The 16,433-nt window shown below is 34.4% G+C and carries 17 protein-coding genes; 4 read left to right on the forward strand and 13 right to left on the reverse strand.

The window, feature by feature from the left end; translation table 11 throughout:
- The first annotated feature begins 164 nt into the window (after positions 1–164).
- Positions 165–2,051 carry an alpha-amylase family glycosyl hydrolase gene (locus BXU11_RS07410; RefSeq protein ID WP_369803199.1) on the forward strand — a complete coding sequence of 629 codons (1,887 nt, stop codon included), beginning with the start codon at positions 165–167 and terminating at the stop codon, positions 2,049–2,051.
- A 733-nt stretch (positions 2,052–2,784) separates the two neighbouring features.
- Here the strand turns inward: BXU11_RS07410 and BXU11_RS07415 are convergent.
- The 7 genes from BXU11_RS07415 to rsfS all read right to left on the reverse strand — a co-directional run bounded on the left by BXU11_RS07415 (position 2,785) and on the right by rsfS (position 8,398).
- Positions 2,785–3,564 carry a superoxide dismutase gene (locus tag BXU11_RS07415; RefSeq protein WP_078211628.1) on the reverse strand — a complete coding sequence of 260 codons (780 nt, stop codon included), beginning with the start codon at positions 3,562–3,564 and terminating at the stop codon, positions 2,785–2,787.
- Complete coding sequence (locus BXU11_RS07420) at positions 3,561–3,836, reverse strand: acyl-CoA-binding protein (protein WP_024980987.1); 276 nt, start codon at positions 3,834–3,836, stop codon at positions 3,561–3,563. The genes BXU11_RS07415 and BXU11_RS07420 overlap by 4 nt, the downstream gene beginning before the upstream one ends.
- Positions 3,836–4,489 (reverse strand): phosphatidylserine decarboxylase family protein, encoded by a 654-nt coding sequence (locus BXU11_RS07425; RefSeq protein WP_078211630.1) that lies wholly within the window; start codon positions 4,487–4,489, stop codon positions 3,836–3,838. Before BXU11_RS07425 ends, BXU11_RS07420 begins: the two co-directional genes overlap by 1 nt.
- On the reverse strand, positions 4,479–5,369 hold the full coding sequence (locus BXU11_RS07430; RefSeq protein WP_024980985.1) for a phosphatidate cytidylyltransferase: 891 nt from the start codon (positions 5,367–5,369) through the stop codon (positions 4,479–4,481). Before BXU11_RS07430 ends, BXU11_RS07425 begins: the two co-directional genes overlap by 11 nt.
- A 2-nt stretch (positions 5,370–5,371) precedes the next feature.
- On the reverse strand, positions 5,372–5,968 hold the full coding sequence (locus BXU11_RS07435) for a lactate utilization protein B/C (protein WP_024980984.1): 597 nt from the start codon (positions 5,966–5,968) through the stop codon (positions 5,372–5,374).
- A gap of 116 nt (positions 5,969–6,084) precedes the next feature.
- Positions 6,085–8,010 (reverse strand): ATP-dependent zinc metalloprotease FtsH, encoded by a 1,926-nt coding sequence (gene ftsH, locus BXU11_RS07440; RefSeq protein WP_024980983.1) that lies wholly within the window; start codon positions 8,008–8,010, stop codon positions 6,085–6,087.
- Positions 8,011–8,026: 16 nt separating this feature from the next.
- Complete coding sequence (gene rsfS, locus BXU11_RS07445) at positions 8,027–8,398, reverse strand: ribosome silencing factor (RefSeq protein ID WP_024980982.1); 372 nt, start codon at positions 8,396–8,398, stop codon at positions 8,027–8,029.
- A 96-nt stretch (positions 8,399–8,494) separates the two neighbouring features.
- On the opposite strand from rsfS, the gene BXU11_RS07450 reads away from it, so the two are divergent.
- Positions 8,495–9,223, forward strand: a complete 729-nt coding sequence (locus BXU11_RS07450) for a biotin--[acetyl-CoA-carboxylase] ligase (protein WP_078211632.1) — start codon at positions 8,495–8,497, stop codon at positions 9,221–9,223.
- A gap of 56 nt (positions 9,224–9,279) precedes the next feature.
- Here the strand turns inward: BXU11_RS07450 and BXU11_RS07455 are convergent, their stop codons facing one another.
- Together BXU11_RS07455 and pyrE are read right to left on the reverse strand one after the other, a co-directional pair.
- Positions 9,280–9,672, reverse strand: a complete 393-nt coding sequence (locus BXU11_RS07455) for a hypothetical protein (protein WP_024980980.1) — start codon at positions 9,670–9,672, stop codon at positions 9,280–9,282.
- A gap of 18 nt (positions 9,673–9,690) precedes the next feature.
- Positions 9,691–10,338, reverse strand: a complete 648-nt coding sequence (gene pyrE, locus BXU11_RS07460; protein ID WP_024980979.1) for an orotate phosphoribosyltransferase — start codon at positions 10,336–10,338, stop codon at positions 9,691–9,693.
- 7 nt (positions 10,339–10,345) lie between these two features.
- Here pyrE and BXU11_RS07465 point away from each other — a divergent pair, with 7 nt between their 5' ends.
- A complete protein-coding gene (locus tag BXU11_RS07465) occupies positions 10,346–10,948 on the forward strand; it encodes an NUDIX hydrolase (RefSeq protein ID WP_078211633.1) in 603 nt (200 codons plus the stop codon).
- Between the two features lie 14 nt (positions 10,949–10,962).
- On the opposite strand, the gene BXU11_RS07470 is transcribed toward BXU11_RS07465, so the two are convergent.
- On the reverse strand, positions 10,963–12,690 hold the full coding sequence (locus BXU11_RS07470) for a M14 family metallopeptidase (protein WP_078211634.1): 1,728 nt from the start codon (positions 12,688–12,690) through the stop codon (positions 10,963–10,965).
- Positions 12,691–12,806: 116 nt separating this feature from the next.
- On the opposite strand from BXU11_RS07470, the gene BXU11_RS07475 reads away from it, so the two are divergent.
- On the forward strand, positions 12,807–14,153 hold the full coding sequence (locus BXU11_RS07475) for a DEAD/DEAH box helicase (RefSeq protein ID WP_078211636.1): 1,347 nt from the start codon (positions 12,807–12,809) through the stop codon (positions 14,151–14,153).
- 109 nt (positions 14,154–14,262) lie between these two features.
- Here the strand turns inward: BXU11_RS07475 and BXU11_RS07480 are convergent, their stop codons facing one another.
- The 3 genes from BXU11_RS07480 to BXU11_RS07490 all read right to left on the reverse strand — a co-directional run bounded on the left by BXU11_RS07480 (position 14,263) and on the right by BXU11_RS07490 (position 16,402).
- Complete coding sequence (locus BXU11_RS07480; protein WP_078211637.1) at positions 14,263–14,829, reverse strand: alkylphosphonate utilization protein; 567 nt, start codon at positions 14,827–14,829, stop codon at positions 14,263–14,265.
- Positions 14,830–14,905: 76 nt separating this feature from the next.
- Positions 14,906–15,370: a pantetheine-phosphate adenylyltransferase gene (gene coaD, locus BXU11_RS07485; protein ID WP_024980974.1), complete on the reverse strand. Its 465-nt coding sequence runs from the start codon at positions 15,368–15,370 to the stop codon at positions 14,906–14,908.
- A 60-nt stretch (positions 15,371–15,430) separates the two neighbouring features.
- Complete coding sequence (locus BXU11_RS07490) at positions 15,431–16,402, reverse strand: D-alanine--D-alanine ligase (RefSeq protein ID WP_078211639.1); 972 nt, start codon at positions 16,400–16,402, stop codon at positions 15,431–15,433.
- Positions 16,403–16,433 lie beyond the last annotated feature (31 nt).

Consider the following 16,433-nt stretch of genomic DNA (forward strand, 5'->3'; position numbering starts at 1 on the left):
AGGCTATAAATTACTAACAATTTTTTTAACTCTCACGTTGTAGTTGCTATTGTTTTGTGCGGTTAACTGTTGCATAGTTGTTAAAAAGATATTATTTGGGGCTATTTTTTGTAAATTTATAAAATGGAATAGTTATTTCTTCATTATTAATAAAAAAGACAGAAATGCATAAAATCATCATTATGTTTAAAAAAATTACCTTATTTTTAGTTGCAAGTGCTTTGCTTGTGGTAGGATGTAAATCAAAAGATTTGAAAATGAATGCTGAAAACAAACCAACAGAACACCAACATAAAAAAGTGGTGTATCAGGTCTTTACAAGATTGTTTGGGAATACTAATACAACCAACAAACCTTGGGGAACCATAGAAGAAAATGGAGTAGGTAAATTCAATGACTTTACTGATAAAGCATTGCATGAAATTAAAGATTTAGGAGTAACACATATTTGGTATACAGGTGTACCTCACCATGCTGTAATTAAAGATTATACTGCTTTTGGCATTTCGAATGACGATCCAGATGTGGTAAAAGGGAGAGCCGGATCACCTTATGCGGTTAAAGATTATTACAATGTTAATCCTGATTTAGCCGTTAATCCAGCAAATCGTTTGGCAGAATTTGAAGCACTGATTGCACGAACGCACAAAGCGGGTATGCAAGTAATTATTGATATTGTACCTAATCACATTGCCCGTAAGTACAAAGGTAAGAGTAATCCAAAAGGAGTTAGAGATTTTGGTGCCGATGACGATGTTAGTGTTGAATACAAAAGAGATAATAATTTTTATTACATTCCTAATACTCGTTTTGAAGTTCCAGATGCTCCGAAACCACTCAATGGAGAAAATCATCCTTTGGCAGATGGTAAATTTGAAGAGTTTCCTGCGAAATGGACCGGAAATGGCTCTAGATTGGCTAAGCCAGATAAGAATGATTGGTATGAAACGATCAAAGTAAATTACGGTATTCGTCCTGATGGAAGTAAAGATTTCCCAACGCTTCCCGAAGGTTTTGATAAGAAGGATTACAAAGAGCATTTTGCCTTTTGGGCAGATAAGAATGTTCCAAGCTCATGGGTGAAATTCAAAGATATTGCGTTGTATTGGATTGCAAAAGGTGTTGATGGTTTTCGTTATGATATGGCCGAGATGGTGCCATATGAGTTTTGGAGTTACATGAATTCAGCGATAAAAATGGCCAAGCCTACTTCTTTTTTAATGGCCGAGGTGTACAACCCTAAAGAATATCGAAACTATCTTCATTTGGGTAAAATGGACTACTTATATGATAAAGTAGAAACATACGATAAATTGAAGGATATCATTCAAGGAAGATCATGGCCTGATGAACTTTCTTCGATTCAATACAATATGGTTGATATCGAACATCACATGTTGAAATTCTTAGACAATCACGATGAACAACGTTTGTCTAGTCCAGAATTTGCTAGAACGGCAGAGCGCGGTAAGCCATTAATGGTGGTATCTACTACTTTGAGTTCTGCGCCAACTATGATTTATTTTGGGCAAGAAGTTGGTGAACCAGGAAAAGAAGATGCTGGTTTTGGAACGCATTCTAGAACGTCAATTTTTGATTATATTGGAGTGCCACACCATCAACGTTGGATGAACAATGGCAAATTCGATGGAGGTCAATTATCTTCAAGTGAAAAAGATTTGCGTGATTTTTATAAACGTCTTTTGAATTTTTCATTAAAGAGCAGTGCTTTAATGGGAAGTTTCCAAGAAATTCAAGGAGCTAATCGAAATATTGTTCAAGGATATGATAAAGATTTGTATACTTTTACTCGTTGGTCTGATACAGAAAAATTAATTATCATTGCTAATTTCTCTTCTGAGGTTAGTAGTACGTATGAAATGAAAGTGCCAGCGGATTTACTTCAAAAGTGGAATGTAAAAGACGGAAGTTACACTTTAGTAGATCAATTGTACGGGAAGTTTAAAACTGAATTAAAAGTAAGTAATGGAGTGGGTACAGCTGCTATCACGATTGCTCCTTCTGAATCTTTTGTTTTGAAACTGCAATAAATCTCACTAGTAATAGGTTTGAAAATGCTCCAACTAAGGAGCATTTTTTTTTGTACTCCATTGATGTTTTCTTGTTTATGATTACTCGAGTTTCCTTAATTGGGTTTTGCTGGTTTGTTTCAGAGACTTACTTCTTTTTAGTGCTGTATTTTGTGTTAGGGATTACTTCACTTATACTATTTTCATTGGAGTTCAGTGAACTTCGTTTGCAGTGAAAATCCTTTTAAGGCTTTTTCTGCCTCAAAAAGATTGTAGCGTAAAAGCCCAACCCTTGTGGTAACGCCCAAATATTGAGTTTTGAAAATTTTTTTGTTATGGTATTCAGTGGTTTCGGTCTTTTAAATCAGGATGTTGTCTGGGAACTAACTCAATAGAAAAATTAGTAGAAGTTCTTTGTTTTGAAGGTGACATCGAAGACTGTAGTGTATCAGTGCAACAATGGAAATAAGTATTGCGTTCAATGGTCAATAATTTAAGATGTTTTTGATTGAAAAGTAACGATTCTTGATTTTAAATTTTGTGCTAATAAATAAGAAAAACTAGTTTTTTCAATGGTTTATACATCAGCAATCAAGAATCGTTATTCAAAAATCAGCAATCAAATTATTGATTATTCCTTAACTTAATGACATTGGGATTGCGATTGGTTGAAGCAGGTTTTTAATGCGTAATTTGGGATGAATACCTTATAAAAAAAGGCATGAATCTGTTGTGATGATTCATGCCTTCTGGCTTATTTTTTCTTGAAAGTGGCTTGATAATTTTCATTTACTTTTTGCCAATTTATCGTTTCAAAAAAGGCGTCAATGTATTTTTTTCTTTTGTATTGGTAGTCCATATAATAAGCGTGTTCCCAAAGATCTATACCTAATATTGGTTTTCCGTGGTATCCAATCACTGGCGCATTAGGCATTAATGGATTGTCTTGATTTTGAGTGCTTGTAATTTGTAATTTCCCTTCACGATCTACTACTAGCCAAACCCAACCAGAACCAAAATACTTTGAAGCGGTGTTTTTGAATTGCGTGGTGAAATTTTCAAAGGAACCAAAGTTTTTAGTGATGGCGCCTGCTAGGGTATCTTTAGGAGCGCCCTCGGATTTTGGATCCATTATTTTCCATAAAAGAGAGTGGTTGTAATACCCTCCGGCGTTATTTCTCAAATCGGCATTATTGATATCTAATTTGGTTAGGACTTCTTCAATCGTTAGATTTTCTAGAGGAGTTCCTTTAATGGCTTTGTTTAAATTATTGGTATACGTTAAGTAGTGTTTAGAAAAATGAAGTTCTAAGGCTAAAGCAGAAATAGAAGGTGATAAAGCATCGTATTTATAAGGCAAAGGTTCAATTTGGAAAGAACCATCGTCAGCTTTTACATCTTCTGGATTTCCTATCGTTATTTTTTCTTCGGCACTTGGTAGCGGAACTTCGACAACTTCAACTAATTCTTTTTTTTGACAACTGATAAGAAATAAAACGGATAATAAAGGTGTTATAAAAAAATATTTTTTCATGACGGATTGTTTTTTAATATGTCGTTTACTGTCTCAATATATTTTTTTTTGGCTTGCTCTTGGGTTAAATGACTAATTTGTATCCAAGCATTTGTTTTAAACGCATTTCGTAAATCAAAATTGTCATTTCTATTATAATTCGACGTACCAAAGGTAGCTTGTTTGAAATAGGCATACAGTCGCAACATCACGTCTGGCGGTAAAGGCTGTGTCATGTTTGAAGCCTTTTCAAAAGCTTCTTTGAATTCTAATTCCAATGTGTCGTTGGTCATTATGCTTTACTTGCAATAATAGTTTTTCCTCCAATGGCTTTTTGATTCAATACTACATTAATTGGAGTGCCTAAAGGTAAAAATAAATCTACTCTAGAACCAAATTTTATAAACCCAGCATCGGTTCCTTGAATGACTTGCATGCCTTCTTCGGCATAATTTACAATTCTTTTGGCTAAAGCACCTGCTATTTGACGGTACAAAACAGCACCAAAAGTATCGTTCTCTACAACAATTGTAGTTCTTTCGTTTTCTTCACTTGCTTTAGGATGCCAAGCTACTAAGAATTTCCCAGGATGGTATTTGCTAAATTTTACTAGACCGCTCAGTCCGTAACGAGTCACGTGTACGTTTATTGGAGACATGAAAATAGACACTTGAATACGTTTGTCTTTAAAGTATTCTTTTTCAAACACTTCTTCAATAACTACTATTTTTCCATCAACAGGTGATAATATATGTTTTTCATTAAGAATTACTGTTCGTTTCGGGTTTCTGAAAAACTGTAGAATAATGATCAAAAATGCTAATGTAGCTAATTGTATGGTCATTTTTATCCAATTGGTTTCAATTAGATAGTCAGTGAGTAGCAAAACAATCGCAGTAAAAGTTGTTCCTAATAAAATGCTCGGGGTTCCTTCTTTATGAAACATAATTTAAAATTTGGTAAAATAAAAATATTATTGGCGCTACAAATATAACACTATCTAGTCGATCTAGTATGCCTCCGTGTCCCGGCATGATGCTTCCGCTGTCTTTTACTTCAGCAATTCGTTTAAATTTAGATTCTATTAAATCACCAATGGTGCCTAATACGCCTACAATTACTGCAATCGAGGTCCAAATTAAAATTGATTTTTGACTAAACTCAGGTTTGGGTTCAATGTAAAGTTTTGAAATTAGGTAGCCAGCAAAAACTGCAAAAGCTATACCGCCTAGAAAACCTTCTATTGTTTTTTTAGGTGAGATTTTTTCAAATAACTTATGTTTTCCCATTGATTTCCCTACGATGTAAGCGAAAGTGTCATTGGTCCAAATCAATATAAAAAGGCCAATAATTATTTTTGGATTATAGGAATTGACACCGAAAGATATTTTTGTAATAAAGACAAAAGGCAATATAATATAGCCCAATAAATAAAGATATTTCCCCGACAAGCTTATTTTTTGTACTGAATCGTAAAATAAAAATAGAATACATTTTACGGATACAACTAGGGTTATGGCTAATAAAACAATATCTAACTGTTGTATGTTTACAGATAAATCCCATTGAGTGAGAAATACTCTGTTGAGAAATACTGTAGTTTCTTTGTTATAATTACTTATTAATGTGATGCTTGTGTAAAGCGTACTACCGAATAGTATTGGAAAAATTGAATTAAGTTGTACTAAAGCACAGAATTCATAAATTGCAATAACAAGAAATATACCAAATAGTATAAAAAAACTTTCAGTAGAGTAGAGGATGGATGCTAGTAATAAAGTAATATATACTGCTCCAGACAGGGATCTTTTAAGCGTTTCATTCATTATTATAGATCCTCTAGTAGTATAAGGTATAAATTTTTAGCAGCACTTCCATACTGTGTAAAATCTTCTTCTTGTGCTTTTTCGAAATACTTTATTGTGGTAATATTGCTGGGGTATTCTTTTTTGTATTTGTTTTTGATAGCACAGAGAATATCACTTTTGTTAGCAATAATTTGACTAGTTTTTGCAATGATTACCATATTTGTAGGTAATTCATTTGGTTTTTTTTGTTTGATTTGACTGGAAGAAAAGGAAATGGATCCTTCATCAGCAACCAGATTTTCGCAAGTGGCCAATAGAAAATTAGGTTTTTGCGTGTTTTCAAAAAAGATATTATTTTCTTTTAACATTGAAAATAAATTAGGTTCAAAGCAAAGGGCTTCACTTTCAAACCAATCGTTCTCTTCCAATATGTTTTCAAATTGTTCTTTTACTTCAGTTATGGAGTCACAATATAAAAATTTCCCGCCGTTTCTCTTGAAATTAAAGATAAATTGTTCATCAACAGGGATATTCTGTTCAAATGAGAGTTTTTGTTCCTCTTTTTCTTCATCTGAATTTGTTTGACCAGAACTAAAAAATTTTCTGAAAAGATTCATATTGGGTTACTATTCTTAATAATCTATTGGAAATCGGTCAAAGATAAAAAAATCTTAATTCAAAAGTTGATTTTGAATTAAGATTTTAAAAAATATCTATTTTATGTTTTGAGAGGTTATGAAACCGTTTCTTCCAAATTTTTATCGAAAGAACGTTTTCCGAAAATAGTTTCTAAATCATCTTTAAAAATTACTTCTTTTTCAATTAGTATATCCGCCAATTGGTTCAGTTTGTCTTTGTTTTCTTCTAAAATACTGATCGCTCTTTGGTATTGACCTTCGATTAATTCTGAAATTTCCGCATCAATAATTTTGGCAGTATCATCAGAATATGGTTTTGAGAATCCGTACTCATTTTGACCTGTAGAATCGTAGTAAGTTACGTTACCTATCTTATCGTTCAATCCATAAATAGTTACCATTGCTCTAGCTTGGCGAGTTACTTTTTCTAAATCGCTTAAAGCACCAGTAGAAATTCTATCAAAGGTTACTTTTTCAGCAGCTCTACCGCCCATAGTGGCACACATTTCGTCTAACATTTGGTCTGTTCTAACGATTTGTCTTTCTTCTGGCAAATACCAAGCAGCTCCTAAACTTTGACCACGAGGGACAATTGTCACTTTAATTAGCGGCGCGGCATGTTCAAGCATCCAACTAACTGTTGCATGACCAGCTTCGTGTATCGCAATTGCTCTTTTTTCATCTGGAGTGATGATTTTGTTTTTCTTTTCTAAACCACCAATGATTCTGTCTACAGCATCTAAGAAATCTTGTCTATCAACAGCGGTTTTGTTGTTACGAGCAGCAATCAGCGCAGCTTCGTTACAAACATTAGCAATATCAGCACCAGAGAAACCAGGAGTTTGCTTAGCTAAGAAGTCTAAATCTAATCCTTCTACCTTTTTAATTGGAGCTAAGTGAACCGCAAAAATTTCTGCTCTTTCACGGATATCTGGAAGGTCAACAAAGATTTGTCTATCAAAACGTCCTGCACGCATTAATGCTTTGTCTAATACATCAGCTCTATTAGTTGCTGCCAAAACAATTACATTGGAATTGGTACCAAAACCATCCATTTCTGTTAAAAGTTGGTTCAATGTATTTTCGCGTTCGTCGTTTCCGCCTGACATATTGCTTTTTCCTCTGGCTCTACCAACTGCGTCAATTTCATCAATAAAGATAATTGCAGGTGATTTTTCTTTAGCTTGTTTGAATAAGTCACGGACACGTGAAGCTCCTACACCTACAAACATTTCCACAAAATCAGAACCTGATAAGGAGAAGAAAGGTACTTGCGCTTCGCCTGCAACAGCTTTAGCTAAAAGAGTTTTTCCTGTTCCTGGAGGTCCTACTAATAAGGCTCCTTTTGGAATTTTACCACCTAGATTGGTATATTTTTCAGGATTTTTCAGGAATTCAACAATTTCTTGAATTTCTTCTTTGGCTCCTTCTAAACCAGCAACATCTTTAAATGTGGTTTTGATATCTGTTTTTTCGTCGAATAATTTGGCTTTAGATTTTCCAATGTTGAAAATCTGTCCGCCACCTCCAGCACCTCCGCCAGACATTTTTCGCATAATGAATATCCATACTCCAATAATGATGATGATTGGGAGTAGACTAATTAAAATATCAGACCAATTGTTTTTTTGTAAAAAGTTAAAGTCTTTTAGTTTTCCTTCTTTAACCGCTTTTTCTAACTTGGTTTGGAAAATTTGATCATTTCCAATTTCTAGTGTATAATGTGGCCCTTTGTTAGGTCTTTCAAATACATCTTTAGAAACTTTTTGATGTGTTTTTTCTTTAAGTGCAGCTGCATTTAAAAAGACTTCTGCTTCAGATTTGTTGTAAACGATTACTTTTTCTATTTGCCCTTTTTCTAAATAATCATTGAATTTAGAAGATGTCAATTGCGAGGCTTCTTGTAAACTAGAACCTCCAGTTGCAAAGTTTATTAATAGAAAAATGATAAGTATCGCCGCGTAAATTAACCAAGGACTTATTTTAAATTTATTGGAATTTGGATTATTCTCTTTAGCCATTAGACGTTAAGTTTCTTTAGTATTTATTTTCGATAGTTGTTATTTTGGCATCTCCCCAAAGACTTTCAATATTGTAGTACTCACGAATGTGTTTTTGAAATACATGAACAACAATATTCACATAATCCATCAATACCCATTCTGCATTGTCAGTACCTTCAACATGCCAAGGTTTGTCTTTCAATTCTTTTGAAACTGTTTTTTGTATAGAATTGACAATGGCATTGACCTGAGTATTTGATGTACCATTGCAAATTATGAAATAATCACATACCGCAGTATCAATTTCTCTTAAATCAAGAATGGTAATATCATTTCCTTTTACTTCTTCGATCCCTTTGATGATGTTTGCTAGTAAAACATCATTATTAACAGTCTTTTTCGCCATGAATTATTTTTATATAAGTTTGTAAAGTTACCATTTTTTGTGATTATTTTTGAACCTTAACATAATATTAAATTATGTTTTTTTTAAAAATAGTAAATGAAGTTAATCAAACTCGATGCCATAGATTCTACAAACGATTTTCTCAAGGGTATTTCGGTTCTTCCTGAAACTACTAATTTTACTGTAGTTACCGCCGAAAGACAAATGAAAGGAAAGGGGCAAATGGGGCAAAAATGGGAGTCGGAATATGGTAAAAATTTGATTATGAGTGTTTTGGTTGGTGATTTTTGTCAGGACATCAACCAGTTGTTCCATTTGAACATAGCCTTTGCTTTGTCGGTAATTGAGGCCTTAGAAAGCTTTAAAGTTCCTGAATTAAGTGTTAAATGGCCAAACGACATAATGTCATACCAGAAAAAAATTGGTGGCATTTTAATCGAAAATAGTATCAAAAGTGACGGTACTATTGTTTCGATCATTGGTTTAGGATTGAATGTAAATCAGACTAATTTTACCGGTTTACCAAAGGCTTCTTCGATGTCAGTTGTTTGCGAACAAGCCTTTGAAAGGGACGTAATTCTAGAGCAGATTATAGAAAAATTAAAAAATAAAATTGCTCAATGGAATGAAAAGGAAGTGCAGTTTTGGACTGATTATAAGAATTTGCTTTTCAAAATTGGGACGCCTATGCCATTCTCTACTGCAAACGGGGAGCATTTTATGGGTATGATTCAGGGCGTTTCGTCTATAGGTAAATTGCAAGTATTGTTAGAAGATGATACTGTTGCAGAATTTGATATTAAAGAAATTCAGATGTTATATTGAAAACAAAAGGGCGAAAAAATAATTTTTCACCCTTTTTTATACTTTACCATGCAAGATTAGAGCTTGGTCATATTAGTAGCTAATGTTTCGATAAATTTTCCAATAGGTCCTTTAATCATCATGGCCATCATTGGGTTAAATTCGCCAACAAAATCTAATTTTACATCGCTTGAAGTTTCGGAAACACTATCAATTGAAGCGGTAAGTGTAAACGGTAATTTATCACTAGCAGCACCCAAAACCACTTTATTTGGTGCCACTTTTTCTTTCATTTTTAATTTGATTTCAGGCATTCCTTTTAATCCAAAAATGAAAGCATCTTCGCCAATTACTTCAAATTTAGCAATGTTATCTGGCATTAATTTTTCAAAATTCTTTACATCTGTCAATAAATCAAATAGTTCTTGGTCTGATTTTGACACTGTAACTTTAGGGCTTTCTAAATTCATTTGGTTTTTGTTAAAATATTATTGTTCTGTTCCCCAGGTTGACGGAGAAGCATTCCATTCTCTTAGTGTACTTTCTTCTTTTTCGGTTATGTATTGTTTGGCCACCGCCAAATTGAGAAGATTTTGGTAATTGCTCAAAGTGTACAAGTCTAAATTGGCTTTTTTGAAGTTTTGTTCCGAAACATCAAATCCATAAGTAAATATGGCTGCCATACCTTTGACCACAGCTCCTGCTTCTTTTAAAGCTTCAAAAGCTTGTAGGCTACTACCTCCAGTACTAATTAAATCTTCTACAATGACTACATTTTGTCCTTTTTGTAAAAAACCTTCAATTTGGTTTTGTCGGCCATGCTTTTTGGGTTCGGGTCGAACATAAACAAAGGGTAATCCCATGCTTTCAGCTACTAGCATACCAATACCAATAGCTCCAGTGGCTACGCCAGCAATAACATCTGGTTTTCCAAATTGTTTTTCTATGTGCTTGGAAAATTCGTCTCTAACATAATTTCTTATCACTGGAAATGAAAGAATTAGACGATTATCACAATAAATAGGGGATTTCCAGCCAGAAGCCCACGTAAAAGGATTTCCGGGATTCAATTTAATTGCATTTATTTGCAAAAGCAATTCGGCTGTTTTTTCGGCAGTATCTTTATTAAAAATCATAATACAAATGTATAAAGTTTTTGTGAACGACAAACCACTTTTTTTGACAAATCAAATTTCTAAAGAAACCGATTTTGAGTTGTTTCTTTTGGAAAGTATTGATTTTGAAAGGGTTATTATAAAAATGTTTCAAAATAAAATTCAAAAGGCGTACTTGTACCATCCTGATGAAAAAGAGATAATGAAAACCTTAAAAGCTAAAATTCCTGTTTGTAAAGCAGGTGGCGGTTTGGTATACAATACAAAAGGTGAGGTTTTATTTATTTTTAGAAACGGAAAATGGGATTTACCCAAAGGCGGCATTGAGAAAGGCGAGGAGATCGAAGTCACTGCAATGCGTGAAGTAGAGGAAGAAACAGGGGTTAATCAATTAAGGGTTACTGATAAACTCCAAAAAACCTATCATGTTTTTAAACGAAATGGCAAATACAAACTCAAAGTGACTCATTGGTTTGAAATGCAGTCTAAGTTTGATGGAATCCCAAAAGGACAGCTTGAGGAAGGTATAGAGAAAGTAGCTTGGTTGAATCCTGAGGAAATCAGAGAGGCATTAAAAAATTCCTATGAAAATATAAAATTGTTATTTGAAGAAGAAAAGCTCCTAAAATAGGAGCTTTTTTTTTGTTATAAAACGCGGCAAACCGGGTAATTGAGGTGTGCTTTTTCGTAATAAACAGAATGTTTATAAATCCAGTCCAATTGTGCTTCAGGATTTTTATTGAAAGCAGCGTCTTTTGTTTTTAAGGCTTCAAATTCGGTCTTTAAACTAGGGTTGTCTTTCAATAATTGAGCAGCAGTATCTTCAAAAACATAGTCTGAATACCCTTCTTTTTGTTGTAAGATAGTATCAAAAAAGTTCCAATTAAAAAAAGAATCTACGCCTTCTGGCTCAAGTGTTTCTAATAAGTATTTTACTCCTTTTTGTTGGGTCGAAATTAAATAATCGCCTTTTCTGAACGGTACTTTTTCTGTCGAAGCCTTGACGGTTGTATTACGATGGAGATAATGACCTTCGTAGGCATTGGGCGTGGTTTTAAAATCTGCAATACGATAGCGTTCAACAGTTATTAACGTATCGTTTTCTATTGCTCTCATTTTGATTCCATTGTGTTTTAGTAAATCGATTACGGACCAGAAACCTTGCGGAATAATGTAATATTTAGGGATTTCAATTTCTTTTACAGCTTTGTAGTCTTTGATAAAAGGCACTTCTTTTTTGTAAGGTTTTGTACGGTCATAAAACAAACGATTGCCAGTGGTTGCTTCGCTTTTTTTGTAACTTGCTTCAAAGCCTAAAAAAGGGATGGTTGTTTTTATTGTGGTATCCAATTCCCATTTAATAGTGTACTTTTTATTTGGTAAATATTGAGCTTCGTTCTGAACGCGAAGCATTTTGATTTTTTGATAATTTATATCTGTAAAATCGATGGCTGAACGCATGTATTCGTAGGTCACTTTTACTCTATCCGAATATTTTTTTAGCATATGCGTTTCCACAACAAAACCGATGGTATTGAATAAGGAAGTGTAGCCTGTGGTATAACGTGGGCTTTCAAAGAATTGACCAAAACCTTTATCAGGAGTGTCAGAAAAAGTATTAACATAAGGTGTACTTTCTATTTTCTTTTTTTGAAGATCATTCACGATAGAAGGCATCATTTCTTCATTTAAAAAATTACCCAAAACAGTCCCTAATTTGTTGTGTTGGGTCATGATATAGGTCAGTTTATATTGATAATCGGAACCATTACTTACGTGATTGTCGATAAAAACATCGGGATTTGTCAAATGGAAAATTTCAACAAAACTCTTGGTGTTTTTGGTGTCAGATTTTATAAAATCACGATTCAGATCAAAATTACGAGCATTGCCTCGAAACCCATATTCCTCTGGGCCATTTTGATTGGCTCTTGAGCTCGTATTTCGGTTCAAAGCACCACCAATATTGTACACTGGAATACAAACTAAAACAGTGTTCTTGGGGGCTTTTATTTTTCCCAAGGCCAAGTCGCGATACAATTGCATGCTGGCATCAATGCCGTCTGGTTCGCCAGCATGAATGCCATTGTTGAGAAGCACAACGGCTTTGGTGGTGTTTAGTTTGGTAAAGTCGAACTCTTTTTCGGGATTATAAACAACAATATGCAAGGGTTTTCCGCTATCGGTTAGTCCCATTTCCTTTAGGTGGATGCTTTCGAAGTCATTTGCTAAAAGTTGATAATAACGAATGGTTTCTTCGTAAGTAGCCGATTGATTTCCATTTCCTTTTTCGAAAAAAGTATCATATTTGTTGCTTTTTTGTGCTATGGCGAATGTCGAAAATAGCAGGAAAATGAAAGGAAGTTTGCTCATAATTTTATAGTGTTTGGGAAAAATCAAATATACTTATTTCTTGTATTATTTGATAGAAACGATGTTGTGAAACACTCAAAATAGGCGCTACCAACTATTTTAACTACTTTTGCACTATGAATACACCATCAAATTTCCATCCGATTCTTGCTAATTTTGGAATTTCAAGTCTAAATGAAATGCAAGAAGTGTCGCATGATGCGATTCTTAACGAGAATAATGTTTTATTGCTTTCGCCTACGGGTTCTGGCAAAACATTGGCTTTTTTACTCCCAATTTTCGAATTGCTGCAACCTGAAATTCTATCGGTTCAGTGTTTAATTTTGGTTCCCTCACGTGAGTTGGGATTGCAAATTGAGCAAGTTTGGAAAAAAATGAATACGGGCTACAAAGTAAATGTATGTTACGGTGGTCATTCCATCGATACTGAAATCAAAAATTTGAGCAATCCACCCGCTGTTTTGATAGGAACTCCTGGGAGAATCGCCGATCATATCGATCGTGGTACGTTTCGTGTGGACAAAATTCAGACCTTAGTTTTGGATGAGTTTGACAAGTCTTTACAACTCGGATTTCATGAACAAATGTCGTTTGTGATTGGTAAATTGTCTAAATTGAACAAACGTGTTTTGGTTTCGGCAACCTCGGGTATCGAAATTCCTAAATATACAAGGGTTGTGAATCCTTTGGTGTTGGATTTTATACCAGAACATCAAGAGGAAAATAACCTTTCTATGCAATTGGTGGTTTCGAAAGATAAAGATAAATTGAATACTTTGTTTCAGTTGATTTGTTCATTAAAATCTGAAGCAGCTATTGTTTTTTGTAATCATCGTGATGCTGCCGAGCGCATTAGTGATACTTTGAATGAAAAAGGCATTTATGCTACCTATTATCATGGCGGTATGGATCAAGAAGAACGGGAACGCGCTTTGATTCAATTTAGAAATGGTAGTATGAGTTATCTTATTACTACTGATTTGGCTGCCCGTGGATTGGATATTCCAGAAATGAAACACGTTATTCATTATCATTTACCTTTAAAGGAAGAAGAATTTACCCATCGAAACGGTAGAACAGCGCGTATGCAAGCCTCAGGAACAGCTTATCTCGTGATACATGAAAGTGAGAAGAAGTTAGAGTATGTTGATTATGGTATGTCGGTTTTGACAGTGAATAGTACTACTGCTTTGCCAAAACCACCGCAATTTCAAACCATATATATTAGTGGTGGGAAGAAAAATAAATTGAATAAAATTGATATTGTAGGCTTCTTTTCTCAAAAAGGAAAATTAGAAAAAGGTGATTTGGGATTAATTGAAGTCAAAGATTTCATTTCGTTTGCAGCTGTAAAATACAATAAAGTGAAAGATTTGCTTTCTAATATTCGGGATGAAAAAATGAAAGGAAAGAAGTTTAAAATTGAAGTCGCTAGAAAAGTCATAAAGAAAGAAGAGGAGTAGAGAGACTTCAGATTGTAGATTTTAGTCTTCAAATTTCAGATAATAAAAAAACGAAAACACTTTGAAACACAAAGCGTTTTCGTTTTTTTTGCTAATTGCTAACAGCAAGTTATATTTTCTTCACATACTGCGTGATGATCACGATTTGTTGGCCATCTACTTTTCCTTCGATGTATTCGGCATTTTCATGATCTAGGCGAATGTTTCTAACGGCAGTTCCTTGTTTGGCTACCATGCTAGAGCCTTTTACTTTTAAATCTTTGATCAAGACTACAGAATCTCCGTGTTCAAGAATGACACCATTACTGTCTCGGTGAATGATTTTGTTTTCGTCTTCTTCTCCTTCGCCTGTAGCTTTTGCCCAAGCTAAATCCTCTTCTTCAAAGTACATTTGATCGGCCAGTTCTTGGTTGCCTAAACGACTCAATATTCTCCAAGATAGCACCTGTACCGGAAGATGTTCGCTCCACATACTATCGTTTAAACATCTCCAAAGATTAATATCCATGGATTCAGGATTTTCTATTTGGTCGATCAGTGTTTGATTAATCAAAACATGTTCGTCTATGCCTCCTTTTCTGGTGGGTAAAATTTGGTACACTTTTAAATCTTCTGTAACTCCTGAAAGTTCACATTTACCACCACTACGTTTGTTTAATTCTCTCTCTATACTCATTTTTTTATGTCTTAAATCGTTGGCAAAAATACCGTTAAATGGTTGGTTTTACAACTACCTGTTGCTATGTTAGCATTTATTTATGCAATTTCACTCGTACGGATTCTGGAACCAACAATTTGTAATCACCATGGTTTCGAATCACATCTCTTACAATGCTCGAGCTGATATAGGAAGTTCTGGCTGCAGTTAGTAAAAATACCGTTTCAATTTTTGATAGTTTTCTGTTGGTATGCGCAATGGCTTTTTCAAATTCAAAATCGGCTGGATTTCTTAGACCTCTTAAAATAAAATCGGCATTTATTTTTTGGCACAAATCAATAGTTAGGCCTTCATAGGTAATAACGCTAACCTTCGGTTCGTTTTGGAAGGTTTCCTCGATAAATCGTTTTCTATCATCTAATGAAAACATGTATTTTTTTTCAGCGTTCACTCCAATAGCGATGACGATCTCATCAAAAAGGGGTAAGGCTCTTTTAATGATGTCTTCGTGCCCTAAAGTGATGGGATCAAAGGATCCTGGGAATATGGCTTTTTTCATTTTTTTAAGGTTGGGTGTTGCGAAGTGCTTAGTGGCTCAGCATCTTAGCCACTCAGAAACTTAATTAAGCGCTAACTCAATAGCATTAGTAAACAAATCTTCAAGAGAAATTCCTGCCGCTCTGGCTTGTTGTGGAATCAAACTTTCGGTAGTTAAACCTGGGATCGTATTCATTTCTAGCATATGAGGTTCGCCATCCACAATTATGAATTCGCTTCGGGAGAATCCTTTCATTTTCAAAACTTCATAGGCGCGTTTGGCAATATCGCCTACTTTTTGAGTCATTTCATCAGAAATACGAGCAGGCGTAATTTCTTGTGATTTGCCCTCATATTTGGCTTCATAGTCAAAGAAATCATTTTCAGAAACAATTTCAGTAATTGGTAAAACGGTAATATTTCCTTTATAATTAATGACACCAACGGATACTTCGGTGCCGTCTAAGAAACATTCAATAATAATTTCGTTATCTTCTTTATAAGCAACTTCGATAGCAATAGGTAATTCGGCTTCCGTTTTTACTTTTGAAATTCCAAAACTAGAACCGGCTTTGTTGGGTTTTACGAAGCAAGGCAGTCCTACTTTTTTTACGATTTCGTCGGTATGAATCACATCGCCTTTGTTCAGGTAATAAGAAGTAGCTGTTTTGATGCCATAGGGTTTCAAAACTGATAATAAGTCTCTTTTGTTGAAAGTCAAGGCCGCTTGGTAATAATCGCAAGCTGTTTGTGGTATTCCTAAAAGTTCAAAATAAGCTTGCATAAGGCCGTCTTCTCCGGGTGTTCCGTGAATGGCATTGAAGACGACATCAAAACTAATTTTAGTACCGTTTACAGTCACAGAAAAGTCGTTGCGATCGATAGGGAATTCGGCATCATTGGCATCTACATATACCCATTTTTCTTTGAAGATGTGGATTCTGTATGCTGAATATTTGGTTTTATCAAGGGTTTGATAGACTACGTTTCCGCTGATGAGAGAGATTTTGTATTCGCTTGAATAACCTCCCATGATGATGGCAATGTTTTTCATTTTAAAAAATTAATCGGTTAACCGTTTAATC

The sequence above is a fragment of the Flavobacterium sp. LM5 genome, from assembly GCF_002017945.1.
In the GTDB taxonomy this organism is placed as follows: domain Bacteria; phylum Bacteroidota; class Bacteroidia; order Flavobacteriales; family Flavobacteriaceae; genus Flavobacterium; species Flavobacterium succinicans.

Bases quoted from the DNA above. Each gene is read 5' to 3' on its own strand.
- BXU11_RS07410 (WP_369803199.1), top strand. From the start codon at position 165: ATGCATAAAATCATCATTATGTTTAAAAAAATTACCTTATTTTTAGTT.
- BXU11_RS07415 (WP_078211628.1), bottom strand. From the start codon at position 3,564: ATGAAAAAATATTTTTTTATAACACCTTTATTATCCGTTTTATTTCTT.
- BXU11_RS07420 (WP_024980987.1), bottom strand. From the start codon at position 3,836: ATGACCAACGACACATTGGAATTAGAATTCAAAGAAGCTTTTGAAAAG.
- BXU11_RS07425 (WP_078211630.1), bottom strand. From the start codon at position 4,489: ATGTTTCATAAAGAAGGAACCCCGAGCATTTTATTAGGAACAACTTTT.
- BXU11_RS07430 (WP_024980985.1), bottom strand. From the start codon at position 5,369: ATGAATGAAACGCTTAAAAGATCCCTGTCTGGAGCAGTATATATTACT.
- BXU11_RS07435 (WP_024980984.1), bottom strand. From the start codon at position 5,968: ATGAATCTTTTCAGAAAATTTTTTAGTTCTGGTCAAACAAATTCAGAT.
- ftsH (WP_024980983.1), bottom strand. From the start codon at position 8,010: ATGGCTAAAGAGAATAATCCAAATTCCAATAAATTTAAAATAAGTCCT.
- rsfS (WP_024980982.1), bottom strand. From the start codon at position 8,398: ATGGCGAAAAAGACTGTTAATAATGATGTTTTACTAGCAAACATCATC.
- BXU11_RS07450 (WP_078211632.1), top strand. From the start codon at position 8,495: ATGAAGTTAATCAAACTCGATGCCATAGATTCTACAAACGATTTTCTC.
- BXU11_RS07455 (WP_024980980.1), bottom strand. From the start codon at position 9,672: ATGAATTTAGAAAGCCCTAAAGTTACAGTGTCAAAATCAGACCAAGAA.
- pyrE (WP_024980979.1), bottom strand. From the start codon at position 10,338: ATGATTTTTAATAAAGATACTGCCGAAAAAACAGCCGAATTGCTTTTG.
- BXU11_RS07465 (WP_078211633.1), top strand. From the start codon at position 10,346: ATGTATAAAGTTTTTGTGAACGACAAACCACTTTTTTTGACAAATCAA.
- BXU11_RS07470 (WP_078211634.1), bottom strand. From the start codon at position 12,690: ATGAGCAAACTTCCTTTCATTTTCCTGCTATTTTCGACATTCGCCATA.
- BXU11_RS07475 (WP_078211636.1), top strand. From the start codon at position 12,807: ATGAATACACCATCAAATTTCCATCCGATTCTTGCTAATTTTGGAATT.
- BXU11_RS07480 (WP_078211637.1), bottom strand. From the start codon at position 14,829: ATGAGTATAGAGAGAGAATTAAACAAACGTAGTGGTGGTAAATGTGAA.
- coaD (WP_024980974.1), bottom strand. From the start codon at position 15,370: ATGAAAAAAGCCATATTCCCAGGATCCTTTGATCCCATCACTTTAGGG.
- BXU11_RS07490 (WP_078211639.1), bottom strand. From the start codon at position 16,402: ATGAAAAACATTGCCATCATCATGGGAGGTTATTCAAGCGAATACAAA.